General features: G+C 50.5%; 14 protein-coding genes. 6 read left to right on the top strand and 8 right to left on the bottom strand.

Annotated elements, in window-relative coordinates; all coding sequences use genetic code 11:
• Positions 1–54 precede the first annotated feature (54 nt).
• Both A7Z29_RS00485 and yccS read left to right on the top strand, forming a co-directional pair.
• Positions 55–501 carry a YccF domain-containing protein gene (locus A7Z29_RS00485; RefSeq protein WP_001261238.1) on the top strand — a complete coding sequence of 149 codons (447 nt, stop codon included), beginning with the start codon at positions 55–57 and terminating at the stop codon, positions 499–501.
• Between the two features lie 9 nt (positions 502–510).
• Positions 511–2,673: a YccS family putative transporter gene (gene yccS, locus A7Z29_RS00480; RefSeq protein WP_000875049.1), complete on the top strand. Its 2,163-nt coding sequence runs from the start codon at positions 511–513 to the stop codon at positions 2,671–2,673.
• Here yccS and sxy read toward each other — a convergent pair.
• Positions 2,636–3,265, bottom strand: coding sequence for a CRP-S regulon transcriptional coactivator Sxy (gene sxy, locus A7Z29_RS00475; protein ID WP_000839139.1), 630 nt, complete (start codon positions 3,263–3,265; stop codon positions 2,636–2,638). The two genes, yccS and sxy, sit on opposite strands and share 38 nt — an antisense overlap.
• Positions 3,266–3,482: 217 nt before the next feature.
• On the opposite strand from sxy, the gene sulA reads away from it, so the two are divergent.
• Positions 3,483–3,992 carry an SOS-induced cell division inhibitor SulA gene (sulA, locus tag A7Z29_RS00470; RefSeq protein WP_000288697.1) on the top strand — a complete coding sequence of 170 codons (510 nt, stop codon included), beginning with the start codon at positions 3,483–3,485 and terminating at the stop codon, positions 3,990–3,992.
• Positions 3,993–4,347: 355 nt separating this feature from the next.
• Complete coding sequence (gene ompA, locus A7Z29_RS00460; RefSeq protein WP_024165063.1) at positions 4,348–5,400, top strand: porin OmpA; 1,053 nt, start codon at positions 4,348–4,350, stop codon at positions 5,398–5,400.
• A 75-nt stretch (positions 5,401–5,475) separates the two neighbouring features.
• Here ompA and matP read toward each other — a convergent pair whose 3' ends face one another.
• On the bottom strand, positions 5,476–5,928 hold the full coding sequence (gene matP, locus A7Z29_RS00455) for a macrodomain Ter protein MatP (protein WP_000877169.1): 453 nt from the start codon (positions 5,926–5,928) through the stop codon (positions 5,476–5,478).
• Positions 5,929–6,113: 185 nt separating this feature from the next.
• Here matP and A7Z29_RS00450 point away from each other — a divergent pair, with 185 nt between their 5' ends.
• Both A7Z29_RS00450 and fabA read left to right on the top strand, forming a co-directional pair.
• A complete protein-coding gene (locus A7Z29_RS00450; RefSeq protein ID WP_105289666.1) occupies positions 6,114–7,874 on the top strand; it encodes an AAA family ATPase in 1,761 nt (586 codons plus the stop codon).
• A gap of 68 nt (positions 7,875–7,942) precedes the next feature.
• On the top strand, positions 7,943–8,461 hold the full coding sequence (gene fabA / locus A7Z29_RS00445; protein WP_000227927.1) for a bifunctional 3-hydroxydecanoyl-ACP dehydratase/trans-2-decenoyl-ACP isomerase: 519 nt from the start codon (positions 7,943–7,945) through the stop codon (positions 8,459–8,461).
• Between the two features lie 68 nt (positions 8,462–8,529).
• On the opposite strand, the gene rmf is transcribed toward fabA, so the two are convergent.
• The 6 genes from rmf to rlmKL all read right to left on the bottom strand — a co-directional run bounded on the left by rmf (position 8,530) and on the right by rlmKL (position 16,627).
• Positions 8,530–8,697, bottom strand: coding sequence for a ribosome modulation factor (gene rmf / locus A7Z29_RS00440; RefSeq protein ID WP_000828648.1), 168 nt, complete (start codon positions 8,695–8,697; stop codon positions 8,530–8,532).
• A gap of 255 nt (positions 8,698–8,952) precedes the next feature.
• Positions 8,953–9,516, bottom strand: a complete 564-nt coding sequence (gene pqiC, locus A7Z29_RS00435) for a membrane integrity-associated transporter subunit PqiC (RefSeq protein WP_000759125.1) — start codon at positions 9,514–9,516, stop codon at positions 8,953–8,955.
• On the bottom strand, positions 9,513–11,153 hold the full coding sequence (gene pqiB / locus A7Z29_RS00430; RefSeq protein WP_000445527.1) for an intermembrane transport protein PqiB: 1,641 nt from the start codon (positions 11,151–11,153) through the stop codon (positions 9,513–9,515). Before pqiB ends, pqiC begins: the two co-directional genes overlap by 4 nt.
• Before the next feature lie 4 nt (positions 11,154–11,157).
• Positions 11,158–12,411, bottom strand: coding sequence for a membrane integrity-associated transporter subunit PqiA (gene pqiA / locus A7Z29_RS00425; protein WP_105289665.1), 1,254 nt, complete (start codon positions 12,409–12,411; stop codon positions 11,158–11,160).
• 188 nt (positions 12,412–12,599) lie between these two features.
• Positions 12,600–14,507 carry an ABC transporter ATP-binding protein gene (locus tag A7Z29_RS00420; protein WP_000053066.1) on the bottom strand — a complete coding sequence of 636 codons (1,908 nt, stop codon included), beginning with the start codon at positions 14,505–14,507 and terminating at the stop codon, positions 12,600–12,602.
• Positions 14,508–14,518: 11 nt separating this feature from the next.
• Entirely contained in the window at positions 14,519–16,627 is a 2,109-nt protein-coding gene (rlmKL, locus tag A7Z29_RS00415; RefSeq protein WP_001086527.1) for a bifunctional 23S rRNA (guanine(2069)-N(7))-methyltransferase RlmK/23S rRNA (guanine(2445)-N(2))-methyltransferase RlmL, read from the bottom strand.
• Positions 16,628–16,701 lie beyond the last annotated feature (74 nt).

The following is a 16,701-nucleotide window of genomic DNA, read 5'->3' as shown; positions in this document are numbered from 1 at the left end:
AAAAAACGTTACAATTGCCGCCCATTACTGAAAACCACAGTAAAGCGAGGTTTTATGCGTACCGTTTTGAACATTCTGAACTTTGTGCTTGGCGGATTTGCCACCACTCTGGGCTGGCTGTTGGCAACCCTGGTCAGTATTGTGCTGATTTTTACCTTACCGCTGACACGATCCTGCTGGGAGATCACCAAACTGTCTCTGGTGCCTTACGGCAATGAGGCCATTCATGTCGATGAACTGAATCCGGCAGGTAAAAATGTACTGCTGAATACTGGCGGTACGGTACTGAATATTTTCTGGCTGATTTTCTTTGGCTGGTGGTTATGCCTGATGCACATTGCGACAGGTATCGCACAATGCATTTCCATCATTGGCATTCCGGTTGGCATTGCGAATTTTAAAATTGCCGCTATTGCACTGTGGCCAGTCGGTCGCCGCGTAGTTTCTGTGGAAACAGCTCGTGCTGCGCGTGAAGCCAATGCGCGACGTCGTTTTGAATAATCTAACATTATGGCTTTTATGCTAAGTCCTTTGCTCAAACGCTATACCTGGAACAGCGCCTGGCTGTATTACGCGCGTATTTTTATTGCGCTTTGTGGAACCACAGCGTTTCCGTGGTGGCTGGGTGATGTAAAACTGACGATTCCGCTGACACTGGGAATGGTGGCAGCGGCGCTAACCGATCTCGACGACCGACTGGCTGGGCGTCTGCGTAACCTCATCATTACGCTGTTCTGCTTTTTTATTGCCTCGGCCTCGGTAGAACTCCTTTTCCCCTGGCCCTGGTTATTTGCCATTGGCTTAACGCTCTCCACCAGCGGTTTCATTTTGCTTGGCGGTTTGGGTCAACGCTATGCAACAATCGCCTTTGGTGCGTTGCTGATCGCCATTTACACCATGCTGGGGACGTCTCTCTATGAGCACTGGTATCAGCAGCCGATGTATCTGCTTGCTGGTGCCGTCTGGTACAACGTTCTGACGCTTATTGGTCATCTACTGTTCCCTGTCCGCCCATTGCAGGACAATCTGGCGCGTTGCTATGAACAACTGGCGCGTTATCTGGAACTGAAATCACGCATGTTCGATCCTGATATAGAGGATGAAAGCCAGGCACCGCTGTACGATTTGGCTCTCGCCAACGGGCAACTGATGGCGACACTGAATCAGACGAAACTCTCGTTGCTGACTCGCCTACGCGGCGATCGTGGTCAGCGGGGAACACGTCGCACATTGCATTATTACTTTGTGGCGCAGGATATCCACGAACGTGCCAGCTCTTCCCATATTCAGTATCAAACGTTGCGGGAACATTTTCGCCACAGCGACGTGCTGTTCCGTTTCCAGCGACTGATGTCAATGCAGGGACAGGCCTGCCAGCAACTGTCACGCTGTATTTTGCTGCGTCAGCCTTATCAACACGATCCGCATTTTGAACGCGCTTTTACGCATATTGATGCTGCGCTTGAGCGGATGCGCGATAACGGCGCGCCCGCCGATTTACTCAAAACACTGGGATTTTTGCTGAACAATTTACGTGCCATTGATGCCCAACTGGCAACAATTGAATCAGAACAGGCTCAGGCGCTGCCCCATAATAATGACGAAAATGAACTCGCAGATGACAGCCCGCACGGGTTGAGCGATATCTGGCTGCGTCTTAGCCGTCACTTCACGCCGGAATCCGCCCTCTTCCGTCATGCGGTAAGAATGTCACTGGTCTTGTGCTTCGGCTACGCCATCATTCAGATAACCGGGATGCATCACGGGTATTGGATCTTGCTGACAAGTTTGTTTGTCTGCCAGCCAAACTATAACGCCACGCGCCACCGCCTGAAATTAAGGATTATTGGTACGCTGGTGGGTATTGCGATTGGCATTCCTGTGCTGTGGTTTGTGCCGTCACTGGAAGGGCAACTGGTGCTGCTGGTCATTACCGGTGTTCTCTTTTTTGCCTTCCGTAACGTGCAATACGCTCATGCAACGATGTTCATTACGCTTCTGGTGCTACTGTGCTTTAACTTGCTGGGTGAAGGTTTTGAAGTGGCATTGCCTCGCGTAATCGATACGCTAATCGGATGTGCCATTGCATGGGCAGCGGTAAGTTACATCTGGCCAGACTGGCGGTTTCGTAATCTGCCCCGAATGCTTGAGCGCGCAACCGATGCTAACTGCCGTTATCTCGATGCTATTCTCGAACAATACCACCAGGGGCGCGATAACCGTCTGGCATATCGTATTGCTCGTCGCGATGCACACAATCGTGATGCAGAGCTGGCGTCGGTGGTGTCGAATATGTCCAGCGAACCGAATGTCACACCGCAAATTCGCGAGGACGCGTTCCGGTTACTCTGCCTTAACCATACGTTTACCAGTTACATTTCTGCCCTCGGAGCACACCGTGAGCAGTTAACTAACCCTGAAATTCTGGCGTTTCTTGATGACGCAGTTTGCTATGTGGATGACGCGCTACATCATCAACCTGCCGATGAAGAACGCGTCAATCAGGCATTAGCTGACCTGAAACAACAGATGCAGCAACTTGAACCACGGGCAGACAGCAAAGAACCTCTGGTTGTACAGCAAGTCGGATTATTGATTGCATTACTACCAGAAATTGGTCGTCTGCAGCGCAGAATTACTCAAGTTCCGCAGGAAACTCCTGTTTCGGCGTAAGAGAATCTGCCCATTCTGCAAGCTCCTGGCGGCGTGCTACCGGGAGCGCAGCTTCATGAATACCGAGAATTGCGCCTTCAAGCATAAATAAGATTTTTTCTGTCACCAGACTGTTTTGTTGCCGCAGTCGCAGCCAACACATTTTCGCCCCAAGAATACGTAACGCCCGTACATCCTTAATCCCCACTTCCCCGAGAATAGCCTCAAGATGGTAAGACATATTGGGTAAATCTTTCAGCCGTTGCCGGATATTGCGCGTACTTTTCTCTTGAAGCGCGGCGTCCAGAGAAAATTTCGACAGGCGCACCAGCTTTTGTTGATTTCGCCATAGGCTTTCATCGACCCGGTAGTAATTGAGGGTAACAAACCGCCCACACTTTTTATATGTCAGCCATACTGGCGGATGTTTTACACAGTATTGTGCACTTTGTTCACAAGCCCGAAGATACAACTCGCCATCAGAAACCATTGCAAATACCGTGTCATCAACGGTCAGACTGTAACTACCAAACAATGATCGGTATTCAATGGTGCCCAGCGTAGCCAGGTATTCTTGTGACTTATAGATCCGCTTATAAGAGAGGCTTTTCATAAAATTCCTTTTAAAATCATAATATAAAAGAATGATTCACATTAACGGATCCGTTAAATACGAAAATAGGCAACTTATTATCAAGGGGCAAGATTAATTTAAGTTTTCAGGTCACGAACGACAAAATTTGCGAGGCTCTTTCCGAAATTAGGGTTGATCTTTGTTGCCACTGGATGTACTGTATATTCATACAGTAACTCACAGGGCTGGATTGATTATGTACACTTCAGGCTATGCACATCGTTCTTCGTTGTTCTCATCCGCAGCAAGCAAAATTGCGCGTGTCTCCACGGAAAACACTACAGCTGGGCTAATTAGTGAAGTTGTCTATCGCGAAGATCAGCCCATGATGACGCAACTGCTGCTTTTGCCATTGTTGCAGCAACTCGGTCAGCAATCACGTTGGCAACTATGGTTAACACCAAAACAAAAACTGAGTCGTGAATGGGTTCAGGCTGCTGGGCTACCTTTAACGAAAGTGATGCAGATAAACCAGCTTTCCCCTTGCCACACGGTGGAATCAATGGTTCGCGCTTTACGCACGGGAAATTACAGCGTGGTGATCGGTTGGTTAGCAGATGATCTGACAGAAGAAGAACATGCAGAGCTTGTGGATGCCGCTAATGAAGGTAACGCAATGGGGTTTATTATGCGTCCAGTAAGCACAACCTCTCACGCCACGAGACAACTTTCCGGGGTAAAGATTCACTCTAATTTGTATCATTAAGTAAATTTAGGATTAATCCTGGAACTTTTTTTATCGCCCGTCTGATGATTTCACTCATGGCTAACTTTCCCTGCGGAGGCTTGTCTGAAGCGGTTTCCGCGATTTTATGCTGTAAAGTGTCGTTAACAAAAAAGGTTAAACGCGCCTTATACAAATCTTTTTTTTCATATGCCTGACGGAGTTCACACTTGTAAGTTTTCAACTACGTTGTAGACTTTACATCGCCAGGGGTGCTCGGCATAAGCCGAAGATATCGGTAGAGTTAATATTGAGCAGATCCCCGGTGAAGGATTTAACCGTGTTATCTCGTTGGAGATATTCATGGCGTATTTTGGATGATAACGAGGCGCAAAAAATGAAAAAGACAGCTATCGCGATTGCAGTGGCACTGGCTGGTTTCGCTACCGTAGCGCAGGCCGCTCCGAAAGATAACACCTGGTACACTGGTGCTAAACTGGGCTGGTCCCAGTACCATGACACTGGTTTCATTCCTAACAATGGTCCGACCCACGAAAACCAACTGGGTGCAGGTGCTTTTGGTGGTTACCAGGTTAACCCGTATGTTGGCTTTGAAATGGGTTACGACTGGTTAGGTCGTATGCCGTACAAAGGCGACAACATCAATGGCGCATACAAAGCTCAGGGCGTTCAGCTGACCGCTAAACTGGGTTACCCAATCACTGACGATCTGGACATCTACACTCGTCTGGGTGGTATGGTATGGCGTGCAGACACCAAGGCTAACGTACCTGGTGGCGCATCCTATAAAGACCACGACACCGGCGTTTCTCCGGTATTCGCAGGTGGTGTTGAGTACGCGATCACTCCTGAAATCGCTACCCGTCTGGAATACCAGTGGACCAACAACATCGGTGACGCACACACCATCGGTACTCGTCCGGACAACGGTCTGCTGAGCCTGGGTGTTTCCTACCGTTTCGGTCAGGGCGAAGCAGCTCCGGTAGTTGCTCCGGCTCCGGCTCCAGCTCCGGAAGTACAGACCAAGCACTTCACTCTGAAGTCTGACGTTCTGTTCAACTTCAACAAAGCAACCCTGAAACCGGAAGGTCAGGCTGCTCTGGATCAGCTGTACAGCCAGCTGAGCAACCTGGATCCGAAAGACGGTTCCGTAGTTGTTCTGGGTTACACTGACCGCATCGGTTCTGATGCTTACAACCAGGGTCTGTCCGAGCGTCGTGCTCAGTCCGTCGTTGATTACCTGATCTCTAAAGGTATCCCGTCTGACAAGATCTCCGCACGTGGTATGGGCGAATCCAACCCGGTTACCGGCAACACCTGTGACAACGTGAAACAACGCGCTGCACTGATTGACTGTCTGGCTCCGGATCGTCGCGTAGAGATCGAAGTTAAAGGCATCAAAGACGTTGTAACTCAGCCGCAGGCTTAAGTTCTCGTCTGGTAAAAAAACCCCGCTTCATGCGGGGTTTTTTTCGTCTTCAGTAAAATAAATAACCCTGGCAAGTTATTCCTTTCCGAGTAAAGCCTGCAAATCCTGCTTCAAAGAAGACATTTTATTTGCATATTTCTCTTTGTTTTCCGCATCTTCTATCAGCTGGACAATCGTTTCGGAAAGTGTTTTACCGCGCCGCTGTGCAAGACCAGCCAGCCGTTGCCAGACAATAAATTCCAGATCGATTGATTTCTTACGCGTGTACTGATGTTCCGCATTAAAATGGCGTTTCCGTCTGGCTCGAATAGTCTGCTTCATGCGATTGACCAGCTCTGGATTCATATGCTTGTCAATCCAGCCATTTACCAGCACGGGTTCATTTTCCAGCGATAGCAACACGTCAACGGCTTCCTGGGCGGCACTGGCTTCTACGTAACGGGTAATTAGCTCCCCTTCACGGTGTTTCTTCACCAGATACTTCCATTTCCAACCGCTTTCCAGATTTTCAAGTTGTTGATATTTCATAGCGATCTCAATGTTACCGTGTAACTCTTTACAGAATATCAGTTTTTTAACTGTGTGATGAAAAGAATCTCCATCCTGTGAGCTTTAACGCCCATGCAAGGAGTATTGTCGGTGCTTTCTACGTGTGCTGCAGTGCCGGTTACGGTATAATCGCGGCTTTGACAACAGACTAAAAAACATCAACTTTGACCATTACGAAACTTGCATGGCGTGACCTGGTTCCTGATACCGATAGCTATCAGGAAATATTTGCTCAGCCACATTTGATTGACGAAAACGATCCTTTATTCAGTGATACTCAACCGCGACTGCAATTTGCGCTGGAGCAGCTGCTGCATACGCGAGCATCCTCCTCTTTTATGCTGGCAAAGGCCCCGGAAGAGTCTGAGTATCTGAATCTTATTGCCGATGCCGCACGTGCGCTACAAAGCGATGCAGGCCAACTGGTGGGTGGTCACTATGAGGTTTCCGGCCACACCATTCGCTTAAGTAACGCAGTGAGCGTAGATGATAATTTTGCGACTTTAACGCAGGTTGTCGCTGCCGACTGGGTAGAAGCGGAACAACTCTTTGGCTGCCTGCGCCAGTTTAATGGCGACATTACCTTGCAGCCAGGCCTGGTGCATCAGGCAAATGGCGGTATTCTCATCATCTCTTTGCGTACTCTGCTGGCGCAACCTCTGCTGTGGATGCGGCTGAAAAACATCGTTAACCGCGAGCGTTTTGACTGGGTAGCGTTTGATGAGTCGCGCCCTCTCCCCGTCTCTGTGCCTTCGATGCCACTGAAGCTGAAAGTCATTCTGGTAGGCGAACGCGAATCATTGGCTGATTTCCAGGAGATGGAGCCAGAGCTTTCTGAGCAGGCTATTTATAGCGAATTTGAAGATACTCTGCAGATTGTCGATGCGGAGTCAGTAAACCAGTGGTGTCGCTGGGTGACATTTACCGCCAGACATAACCAATTACCTGCACCGGGAGCGGATGCCTGGCCGGTACTTATCCGCGAAGCAGCACGCTACACCGGTGAACAAGAAACACTGCCGCTTAGCCCGCAGTGGATCCTCCGCCAGTGTAAAGAGGTCGCATCCTTGTGCGAAGGCGATAGCTTTACCGGCGAGCAGCTAAACTTAATGCTACAACAACGGGAATGGCGCGAAGGCTTCCTTGCCGAACGAATGCAGGATGAGATCCTTCAGGAGCAGATCCTGATTGAAACCGAAGGCGAACGCATCGGGCAAATCAATGCCCTTTCGGTCATTGAATTTCCGGGCCATCCGCGCGCTTTTGGCGAACCTTCTCGCATTAGCTGCGTTGTGCATATTGGTGATGGCGAATTTACCGATATCGAACGCAAGGCCGAGCTTGGCGGCAACATACACGCTAAAGGGATGATGATCATGCAGGCGTTCCTGATGTCGGAGCTTCAGCTTGAGCAACAGATCCCTTTCTCAGCATCGCTGACGTTTGAGCAGTCATATAGCGAAGTGGACGGCGATAGCGCCTCGATGGCGGAACTCTGCGCCCTGATAAGTGCCCTTGCCGATGTGCCGGTGAATCAGAGTATCGCTATCACAGGTTCAGTCGATCAGTTCGGTCGCGCCCAGCCGGTCGGTGGTTTGAATGAGAAAATCGAAGGCTTCTTTGCTATTTGTCAGCAACGTGAGTTAACGGGGAAACAAGGTGTCATTATCCCCACCGCTAACGTTCGCCATTTAAGTCTTCACAGTGAACTGGTGAAAGCGGTAGAGGAAGGCAAATTCACCATCTGGGCAGTAGACGATGTGACTGACGCACTGCCTTTATTATTAAATCTTGTGTGGGATGGTGAAGGCCAGACAACGCTGATGCAAACTATCCAGGAACGTATTGCGCAAGCATCGCAACAGGAAGGACGTCACCGTTTTCCATGGCCATTACGTTGGCTGAACTGGTTTATTCCGAACTGATCGGACTTGTTCAGCGTACACGTGTTAGCTATCCTGCGTGCTTCACTAAAATAAGGCTTACAGAGAACATGGTAGATAAACGCGAATCCTATACAAAAGAAGACCTTCTTGCCTCTGGTCGCGGAGAACTGTTTGGCGCTAAAGGCCCGCAATTGCCAGCACCAAACATGCTGATGATGGATCGAGTGGTCAAAATGACCGAGACCGGTGGTAACTTCGACAAAGGCTATGTCGAAGCAGAACTGGATATCAATCCAGACCTATGGTTCTTCGGCTGCCACTTCATCGGCGATCCGGTAATGCCGGGATGTCTGGGTCTGGATGCGATGTGGCAGCTGGTAGGGTTCTACCTTGGCTGGCTGGGTGGCGAAGGTAAAGGCCGCGCACTGGGTGTAGGCGAAGTGAAGTTCACTGGTCAGGTTCTACCTACCGCGAAAAAAGTGACCTACCGTATTCACTTTAAACGCATTGTTAACCGTCGCTTGATCATGGGTCTGGCAGACGGCGAAGTACTGGTAGATGGTCGTCTGATCTACACCGCCAGCGACCTGAAAGTCGGTCTGTTCCAGGATACTTCTGCATTCTGATTTAAACCAGGCTACATATTAAAGGCGAAACCTCCGCATTGCGGAGGTTTCTTTTTAAAGAGACAGAATCAGGCCATTACTACCCTGTCCGCCATGGCTTCTCGCCAGCCTCCCAGCCATTGTGACCTTTGATTCAGCGTCTGATAGGGACACATTTCTTTTGAGCGTCCGGCGATGCCGGCCTGATAACCACGTTGATGTGCCCGTTCCAGGCGATCTCGTTTTTGTCTCTTCATGCCTCGTTTCCCTCATACTGGTTTCTGGTGGAAAAGAAAACAGTGATTACTAAATGTGCAATCACAGTTAAGCAATACCGCGAATCATAACTGCCGTCAATGCGCAAAATTCACGCCACTGTCATATTTGTGAGCCACACGGGCATGTTGGTTGTACAAAAAATGTGAAGCGGAACAAGTTTTTCTCGGTGAATTAAACAAAAAAACCGCCTCAGGCTACACGCCGGAGACGGTTATATTTACAAATATTTATAATTAAGGTAGACGCTTTATCTCTTGCGCAATAGCAGCGGCTTCCTGACTCCAGACACTGGCCAGCACTTTGACCATTTCATCGTAGCCATCCTGATTTTGCACCCCTTCCAGACGGAACGGTCGTTTGATCAATTGTCCCTGGTGATTCAACAACCACTCGCCGCTGACAATGACCTTGCCATCATAGCGACCGTTAAACTCCGTTACGGTTACGTTGAGCGTGTCCTGTGCGCTTCCCAGAGGCTGGGAGGCAACCACCCAACCGGGGAGTTGCGTACTCAGATTCGCCACCAGGGTGTTGCGCAACTGTTGATCCAACGGGCTGGCCCACAGGTTGTTGTTGGCAATCACATACTTCACATCACTGGTCTGATAAACCACCCCATTCCCCGCCAGATAGTCTGGAACAACGACTTGCTCTACCCATAACAGGCGATTGCCCTGGCTGGCGGTACTTTGCGTACCGCTCTGCACAACAGGTAACTGGTAATAGTTTTTATTGATCTCGCCGGAGCTGCATCCGGCCAGCCACAGTGCCGCAATCGTCACTAGCCACTTTTTCATTGTTTCGCCCTCTTCGGCTCTGGATCTTTTTTGTCCTTCGCTTCAAATACCAGCGCGTTACTCTTCTCGTTAAGCGTTTTCAGCACCGGTTGCAGTTCACGCAACACCTGATCAAGCCGCTGCATATCCGCTACCATCTTGTTGTAGGCTGCGGAGCCTGGCTGGAAGCCCTGCATACTGCGATTCAGCTCACGCAACGTTGACTGCATATCCGTTGGCAACTGCTGCATCGACTGGCTGGCGAGGATCTTGTTCATACTATCCAGCGTCGTTTGCAGGTTTTTCATCGTGCGCTGGCTTTCAGACAGCGTACTGGTCGCCTGCTCAATCATCGGATTCAACGGCAGCTTGTTGATCTTATCTAATGCTTCCATCAGACGTTGCTGGATTTGCGCCAGACCGCCGCTAACGGTCGGGATAATCTGATAACCATTAAATTCACGAATACCGGTTATCGCTGGCGTATTTGGATAGAAATCGAGATCAACATAGAGCGCACCAGTGACCAGATTTCCGGTCTTCAGCGATCCGCGCAAGCCACGTTTCAACAACTCTCCAAGGTGCTTAACGACATCCGCATTTTCGCCAAGCTGCATTTTCAGCCGTTCCGGTTCAATGCGAATGAGTACCGGAATACGGTAATCATCATTAAATGTCTGACGCATATTCGGCGCAAAGAAAGGTACTTTACTTACTGTACCCAGGCGAATACCCCGGAATTCTACCGGAGCGCCAGGCTGCAGGCCACGTACCGAATCTTTAAAGAACATCAGATAGTCAATGTGATCGGTGTATAGCGAATCCTGAATGCTCTTCTGGTCGTCATACAAAACGAATGCGGTTTTCGGCGCAACAGGCTGCCCTAAATCCAGACCTTCAGGCACGTCAAAACTGACGCCGCCGCTGAGTAGCGTTGTCAACGATCCCATCTCTACGCGCATTCCCGCTGACGTCAGATCAACCGCAATGCCACTATCTTTCCAGAAGCGAACATTGCCGGTCACCAACCGGTCATAAGGTGCATTGATAAACAGTTGATAGCTGATATTGCGTTTTTGCGTATCGAAGGTGCTGGTTTCAACCGAACCTACCCGATAGCCACGGAACAGCACCGGATCTCCCGGCGAGAGTTGTCCGGCTTTTTTGCTATCAAGAATCACACGAATACCTTTCGCATCAGGCGGTGCCAGCGGTGGCGAATCGAGCAAATCATAACTTGCCTGTTTGCTGCCTTTCGCCCCCGGTTGCAGTTCGATATACACACCGGAAAGCAGTGTGCCCAGGCCGCTAATACCTTCTCGACCTATCTGCGGTTTTACCACCCAGAAGACGGTATCTTTATGCAGCAGCTTCTCCATACCGGCGTTCAGGCGCGCTTTGATTTCAACGTGCGTCAAATCATCGGCTAGCGTTGCGCTCTCGACCACGCCGACGTCAACACTACGGCTTTTAATGGTAGTCTTGCCGCCCTCAATCCCTTCCGCATTCGCGGTGATCAGGGTAACTTCCGGTCCCTGATGGCTGTAATGATAAAAAAGAACCCACGCCCCTATAAGCGCCGTGACGATAGGAAATATCCACACGGGAGACCAGTTCTTCACTTTCTGGATTTTGGCTTCCCCATTATTAGATTCCATACTGTCAGGACTCCTCATGCACTGATTCAGGTTGACGATCCCACGACAAGCGTGGATCAAACGTCATTGCAGAAAACATTGTCATTATGACGACTAAAGCAAACATTAACGCACCCATTGCAGGATAAATACTCATTAAACCTCCCATACGCACCAGCGCCGAGAGCACCGCAATCACGAAAACGTCAATCATCGACCAGCGGCCTACAAACTCAACAACTTCATAAATCAAATGCATTCTTTCGCTGTCACGCTTGCCGTGCCCTTTGGCATCCCAGCACAACCATGCGATGGCGATCATCTTTAACGTTGGCACCATGATACTGGCTAAAAAGATAACTGCAGCTACAGGATAAGAGCCTTCACTCCACAACAGGATGACCCCGGCGAGAATCGTTGACGGCATCTTAGAGCCTAATAAATCAGTCACCATGATGGGTAAAAGATTAGCCGGGAGATACAGCATGATGGACGTAACAAGCAGCGCCAGCGTCCATTGCAGGCTATTTCTGCGCCGAACGTATCCTTTCGTACCGCAACGCGGACACACCGTTTCATCGGCGGGAAGGATCGCCGTACAGCAAGAGCAAGAGCGCAATCCTTGTCGGATACCCGTAATGCCCGGTTTTAACGGCTTAAGTAGCTCTGGCATCGGCGCGATATCATCCCACAACCAGCGACGATCAACGCACTGGAAGGCGCGCAGTTGCAGCACACAAAATAAACACCAGGGGAGAAAACTGCTGCCCACACCAATACTGCCGTAGGCCATCAGTTTGACGAAACTGACCAGCACACCCGCGAGGAAAATCTCTGCCATTCCCCAGGTTTTGAGTTGAAAGAGCACCCGTGCCAGTTGCTCTTTCAGACGTACCGGTAATTCAGCGCGATTCACCAGAAGCAGTATGGTAACCAGGCAAAATGCAGGAACCAGTTGCACAAACAACAAGAAAAAAGTGCCGAGGCTGGCGTAGTCCTCAGAAAACAGCACGCCCGGAATTTCCAGTAATGTAATTTCACTGGTAACTCCTGCGACGTTCATATTCACAAAAGGGAATAAGTTGGACAGCAACAGCATGAAAAGTGCGGCCAACGCATAGGCGGTAGGACGCTGCCGGGGCGCGTCCCACGCAACGGTTAACGTTGTGCCACACCGAGGACATGCCGCTTTCTGACCATGCTCAAGGTGGGGTAATGCCACCAGCATGTCACACTGCGAGCACAAGATATGCTTCGCGGCATGATGATGTTCGCACATTGGTACTCCTTAATGATGCGCTATTCTACAGATTGCTGACAAAGTGTCCTTTTTTCATGCCGGATGCAGCATTGGTGCCTTTACCGGTCTGAGAGAATACAAATGATTTCCCCCATGCCTGATAAGCGTAGCGCATCAGGCAATTTTACCTTTGTCATCAGCCTCTATATCAATCAACTGTTTTGCGATCAGCCACCATTTTTTAACGCTTCAAGATACTCCCAGCGTTCAAAAGCCTGCTCCAGCTCCTGCTCCGCAGCAGCCAGATCAGCGAGCACTTTTTGCGTATGTTCATGAGACTGGCTGAAGAAGGAGGCATCCGCCACCTGCGCCTGTAAGGCTTCCAGCTTCGCTTCCAGATCTTCAAGCAATTGCGGAAGCTGTTCCAGTTCGCGCTGCAATTTATAGCTTAGTTTGCTAGTGTTGCGTTTTACAGTTTCTGCTTTTGGCGCTGCCGCTTCTTCGGTTTTTTTCACCACCGGCTGTTTAAGCGCCACATACTGTTCTTGCTGACCACGGGCATCATGATAACCGCCAACATAACGACCAATTTTGCCGCCGCCTTCAAAGATCCAGCATTCTGTCACAGTGTTATCGACAAACTGACGATCGTGGCTTACTAACAACACCGTCCCCTGGTAGCTGTCGATTAGCTCTTCAAGCAGTTCGAGCGTTTCGACGTCAAGGTCGTTGGTCGGTTCGTCGAGGATCAGTAAATTGCTTGGCTTAAGGAACAAACGTGCTAACAGCAGACGGTTACGTTCCCCGCCAGAAAGCGCACGTACCGGCGTCATCGCCCGTTTCGGATGGAACAGGAAGTCCTGCAAATAACCCAGCACGTGGCGTGGTTTACCGTTAACCATCACCTCTTGCTTACCTTCGGCAAGGTTATCCATCACCGTTTTATCGGGATCCAGTTCCGCGCGGTGCTGATCGAAATAAGCCACTTCAAGTTTGGTGCCAACGTGAATACGTCCGCTGTCTGGCTGAAGTTGCCCCAGCATCAGTTTTAACAGCGTGGTTTTACCGCAGCCATTCGGGCCAATCAGCGCAATTTTGTCGCCACGTTGTACCTGAGCGGAAAAGTCTTTCACCAGTTGTTTGCCCTCAACCTGATAGCAAACATCTTCCATTTCAAAGACTATTTTACCGGAGCGGCTGGCTTCTTCGACCTGCATCTTCGCCGTACCCATTACCTCCCGGCGTTGGCTACGTTCACGACGCATCGCTTTCAATGCACGCACGCGACCTTCGTTACGGGTACGACGCGCTTTGATCCCCTGACGGATCCACACCTCTTCCTGCGCCAGTTTGCGGTCGAACTCGGCGTTTTGCAGCTCTTCCACGCGCAGGGCTTCTTCTTTTTCCAGCAGGTACTGGTCGTAATTCCCTGGATAGGTCACCAGCTTGCCGCGATCGAGATCAACAATGCGCGTCGCCATATTGCGAATAAACGAACGGTCGTGGGAGATGAAAATAATCGTCCCATTGAAGGTTTTAAGGAACCCTTCCAGCCAGTCGATGGTTTCGATATCCAGGTGGTTAGTCGGTTCGTCGAGCAGTAACACGCGCGGATTGCTCACCAACGCGCGTCCCAACGCCGCTTTACGCAACCAACCGCCGGAAAGTGACGACAGCGCAGCATTGGGGTCTAATCCCAGCTGTGCCAATACTTCGTTGATGCGGTTTTCCAGTTGCCACAGATTATGGTGATCAAGCTGCTCCTGGACTTTCGCCAGTTCATTGAGATTTTTCTCGCTCGGGTCATTCATCACCAGGCGCGAAATATCGTGATAGCGTTTCAGGTATTCCGCCTGTTCTTCGATGCCTTCGGCAACGAAATCATAAACGCTGCCCTCAACGTTACGCGGCGGATCTTGTTGCAAACGCGCAACGATCAAATCTTGCTCATAGATTATCCGACCGTCATCCAGCCCCTGTTCACGGTTGAGGATTTTCATTAACGTCGATTTGCCTGCGCCGTTACGGCCCACCAGACAAACACGTTCGTTATCTTCGATATGCAGTTCTGCGTTATCGAGAAGCGGCGCGTCGCTGAACGACAGCCATGCGCCATGCATACTGATTAATGACATTACTATTCCTTTCAGGCTGCGGTAATCAGCCAGCAGTTGTGGATCTGGCGGTTACGGGCGAAATCCTGGGAGAGCGTTTTTTGCGTAATTTCTTGTGCTTTCAGTCCCAGTTTTGCCAGTCCGTCAAGATCCATACGGAAGCCACGCTTGTTGTTCGAGAACATGATAGTCCCGCCAGCACGCAGCAGACGCTTCAGATCTTTCATCAGCGCCAGATGATCGCGCTGAACATCAAACGCATCTTCCATTCGTTTTGAGTTAGAGAAGGTTGGCGGATCGATAAAAATCAGATCGAACTGTTCATTAGCTTCACGCAACCACGCCAGACAATCGGCCTGAATCAGGCGATGCGCACGGCCGGTTAAGCCATTCAGACGCAGGTTGCGTTCTGCCCACTCCAGATAAGTACGCGACATATCCACCGTGGTGGTGCTGCGCGCGCCGCCTAATCCCGCATGCACGGTGGCGCTGCCGGTATAAGAGAACAGGTTGAGGAAATCTTTGCCTTTACTCATCTGACCGAGCATACGACGGGCGATACGGTGATCGAGGAACAAACCCGTATCAAGGTAATCCGTCAGGTTCACCCACAGGTGCGCGTTATATTCGGTGACTTCAAGAAACTCGCCCTTCTCGCCCAGTTTCTGATACTGATTTTTGCCCTTCTGGCGTTCACGGGTTTTCAGCACCAGTTTGTTTGGCGCAATCCCCAGTACCGAAATGGTCGCAGCGATAATATCGAACAAACGTTGACGCGCTTTGTGCGCATCGATGGTCTTCGGCGGCGCGTACTCCTGCACGACCACCCAGTCGGCGTAGCGGTCAACAGCGACGTTGTATTCTGGCAAATCGGCGTCATACAGGCGGTAACATTCAATCCCTTCCTGCCGCGCCCATTTTTCGAATTTCTTCAGGTTCTTACGCAGACGGTTGGCGTAATCTTCCGCCACCATCGCCGGTTTGCTGTCCGGGGTACTTTCGGCAACGTGGTAGTTTTTCTGCACGCAGTCCAGCGGGCCATTTTTCGCCTTGTACTGTTTGTCTGCGCGCAATTGCAGACAACTTAACAAATCCGGCGAGGCGCTGAATAAAGAGAGATTCCAGCCACCGAACTGGTTTTTCATGATTCGGCCCAGCAGGCTATGCAGCGCAATCAGCGCCGGTTCGCTGTCCAGACGCTCACCGTATGGCGGGTTGCTCAGTACGGTGCCATACGGTCCTTTTGGTAGCGGATTGGTCAGTTGCGCGACATCTTTCACCTCAAAAGTGATCAGTTCGCCAATCCCCGCCAGGCGGGCGTTAGTACGCGCACGTTGAATCACCCGCGCATCGCTGTCGGAACCGTAGAAATGAGAGCTGTATTCTGCCAGACCTTTACGGGCGCGAGTTTGTGCTTCCGCTTTCACTTCCTGCCAGATGGCTTCGTCGTGCTGCGCCCAGCCGCTAAATCCCCAACGCCCACGGTGCAAGCCCGGCGCGCGGTCGGTCGCCAGCATCGCGGCTTCAATCAGCAACGTACCGGAACCACACATCGGGTCGAGCAGTGGTGTTCCTGGCTGCCAGCCAGATCGCATCACAATGGCTGCCGCCAGTGTTTCTTTGATTGGCGCAATACCGGCACGGTCACGATAACCACGCAGATGCAAACCATCACCACTTAAGTCGAGAGCGATACTGGCGGTTTCTTTATGCAGCCAGACGTTAACGCGAATATCCGGCGCATCGCGATCAACATTTGGTCGCGGCAGATTTTTACGCGTGAAAGCATCAACAATTGCGTCTTTAACTTTCATCGCGCCATACTGGCTGTTGCGGATAGTGTCATTCAGACCACTAAAGTGGACAGCAAAGGTCGCGCCAGGATTAAACATCTCTGTCCAGTTGATCGCCTGAACGCCGAGATAGAGGTCTAAATCACTGTAAACCTTACACTCGCCCAGCGGCAACATAATACGCGAGGCCAGGCGGCTCCACATCAGGCTCTGGTATACAAGCCGCGTGTCGCCCTTGAAATGGACCCCACCCTGAACCACCTGGCATTCAACGGCCCCCAGGTTTTCCAGTTCAGTTTTTAACAGCTCTTCCAGCCCACGGGCCGTACTGGCAAACAGAGAATTCATATCGTCACTTTTACTCTAAGAAAATTGTTGCGCATTATAGCTAATAAGTCCGTCATGTCATAAAGTTGAGGGCT

This window comes from Escherichia sp. MOD1-EC6842 (assembly GCF_002965705.1).
Taxonomy (GTDB): domain Bacteria; phylum Pseudomonadota; class Gammaproteobacteria; order Enterobacterales; family Enterobacteriaceae; genus Escherichia; species Escherichia ruysiae.
Note: the sequence above shows the minus strand (reverse complement) of the source record. Positions and strands in the feature narration are given on the sequence as shown.

Coding starts and splice junctions, on each gene's coding strand:
- A7Z29_RS00485 (WP_001261238.1), top strand. CDS start 55: ATGCGTACCGTTTTGAACATTCTGAACTTTGTGCTTGGCGGATTTGCC.
- yccS (WP_000875049.1), top strand. CDS start 511: ATGGCTTTTATGCTAAGTCCTTTGCTCAAACGCTATACCTGGAACAGC.
- sxy (WP_000839139.1), bottom strand. CDS start 3,265: ATGAAAAGCCTCTCTTATAAGCGGATCTATAAGTCACAAGAATACCTG.
- sulA (WP_000288697.1), top strand. CDS start 3,483: ATGTACACTTCAGGCTATGCACATCGTTCTTCGTTGTTCTCATCCGCA.
- ompA (WP_024165063.1), top strand. CDS start 4,348: ATGAAAAAGACAGCTATCGCGATTGCAGTGGCACTGGCTGGTTTCGCT.
- matP (WP_000877169.1), bottom strand. CDS start 5,928: ATGAAATATCAACAACTTGAAAATCTGGAAAGCGGTTGGAAATGGAAG.
- fabA (WP_000227927.1), top strand. CDS start 7,943: ATGGTAGATAAACGCGAATCCTATACAAAAGAAGACCTTCTTGCCTCT.
- rmf (WP_000828648.1), bottom strand. CDS start 8,697: ATGAAGAGACAAAAACGAGATCGCCTGGAACGGGCACATCAACGTGGT.
- pqiC (WP_000759125.1), bottom strand. CDS start 9,516: ATGAAAAAGTGGCTAGTGACGATTGCGGCACTGTGGCTGGCCGGATGC.
- pqiB (WP_000445527.1), bottom strand. CDS start 11,153: ATGGAATCTAATAATGGGGAAGCCAAAATCCAGAAAGTGAAGAACTGG.
- pqiA (WP_105289665.1), bottom strand. CDS start 12,411: ATGTGCGAACATCATCATGCCGCGAAGCATATCTTGTGCTCGCAGTGT.
- A7Z29_RS00420 (WP_000053066.1), bottom strand. CDS start 14,507: ATGTCATTAATCAGTATGCATGGCGCATGGCTGTCGTTCAGCGACGCG.
- rlmKL (WP_001086527.1), bottom strand. CDS start 16,627: ATGAATTCTCTGTTTGCCAGTACGGCCCGTGGGCTGGAAGAGCTGTTA.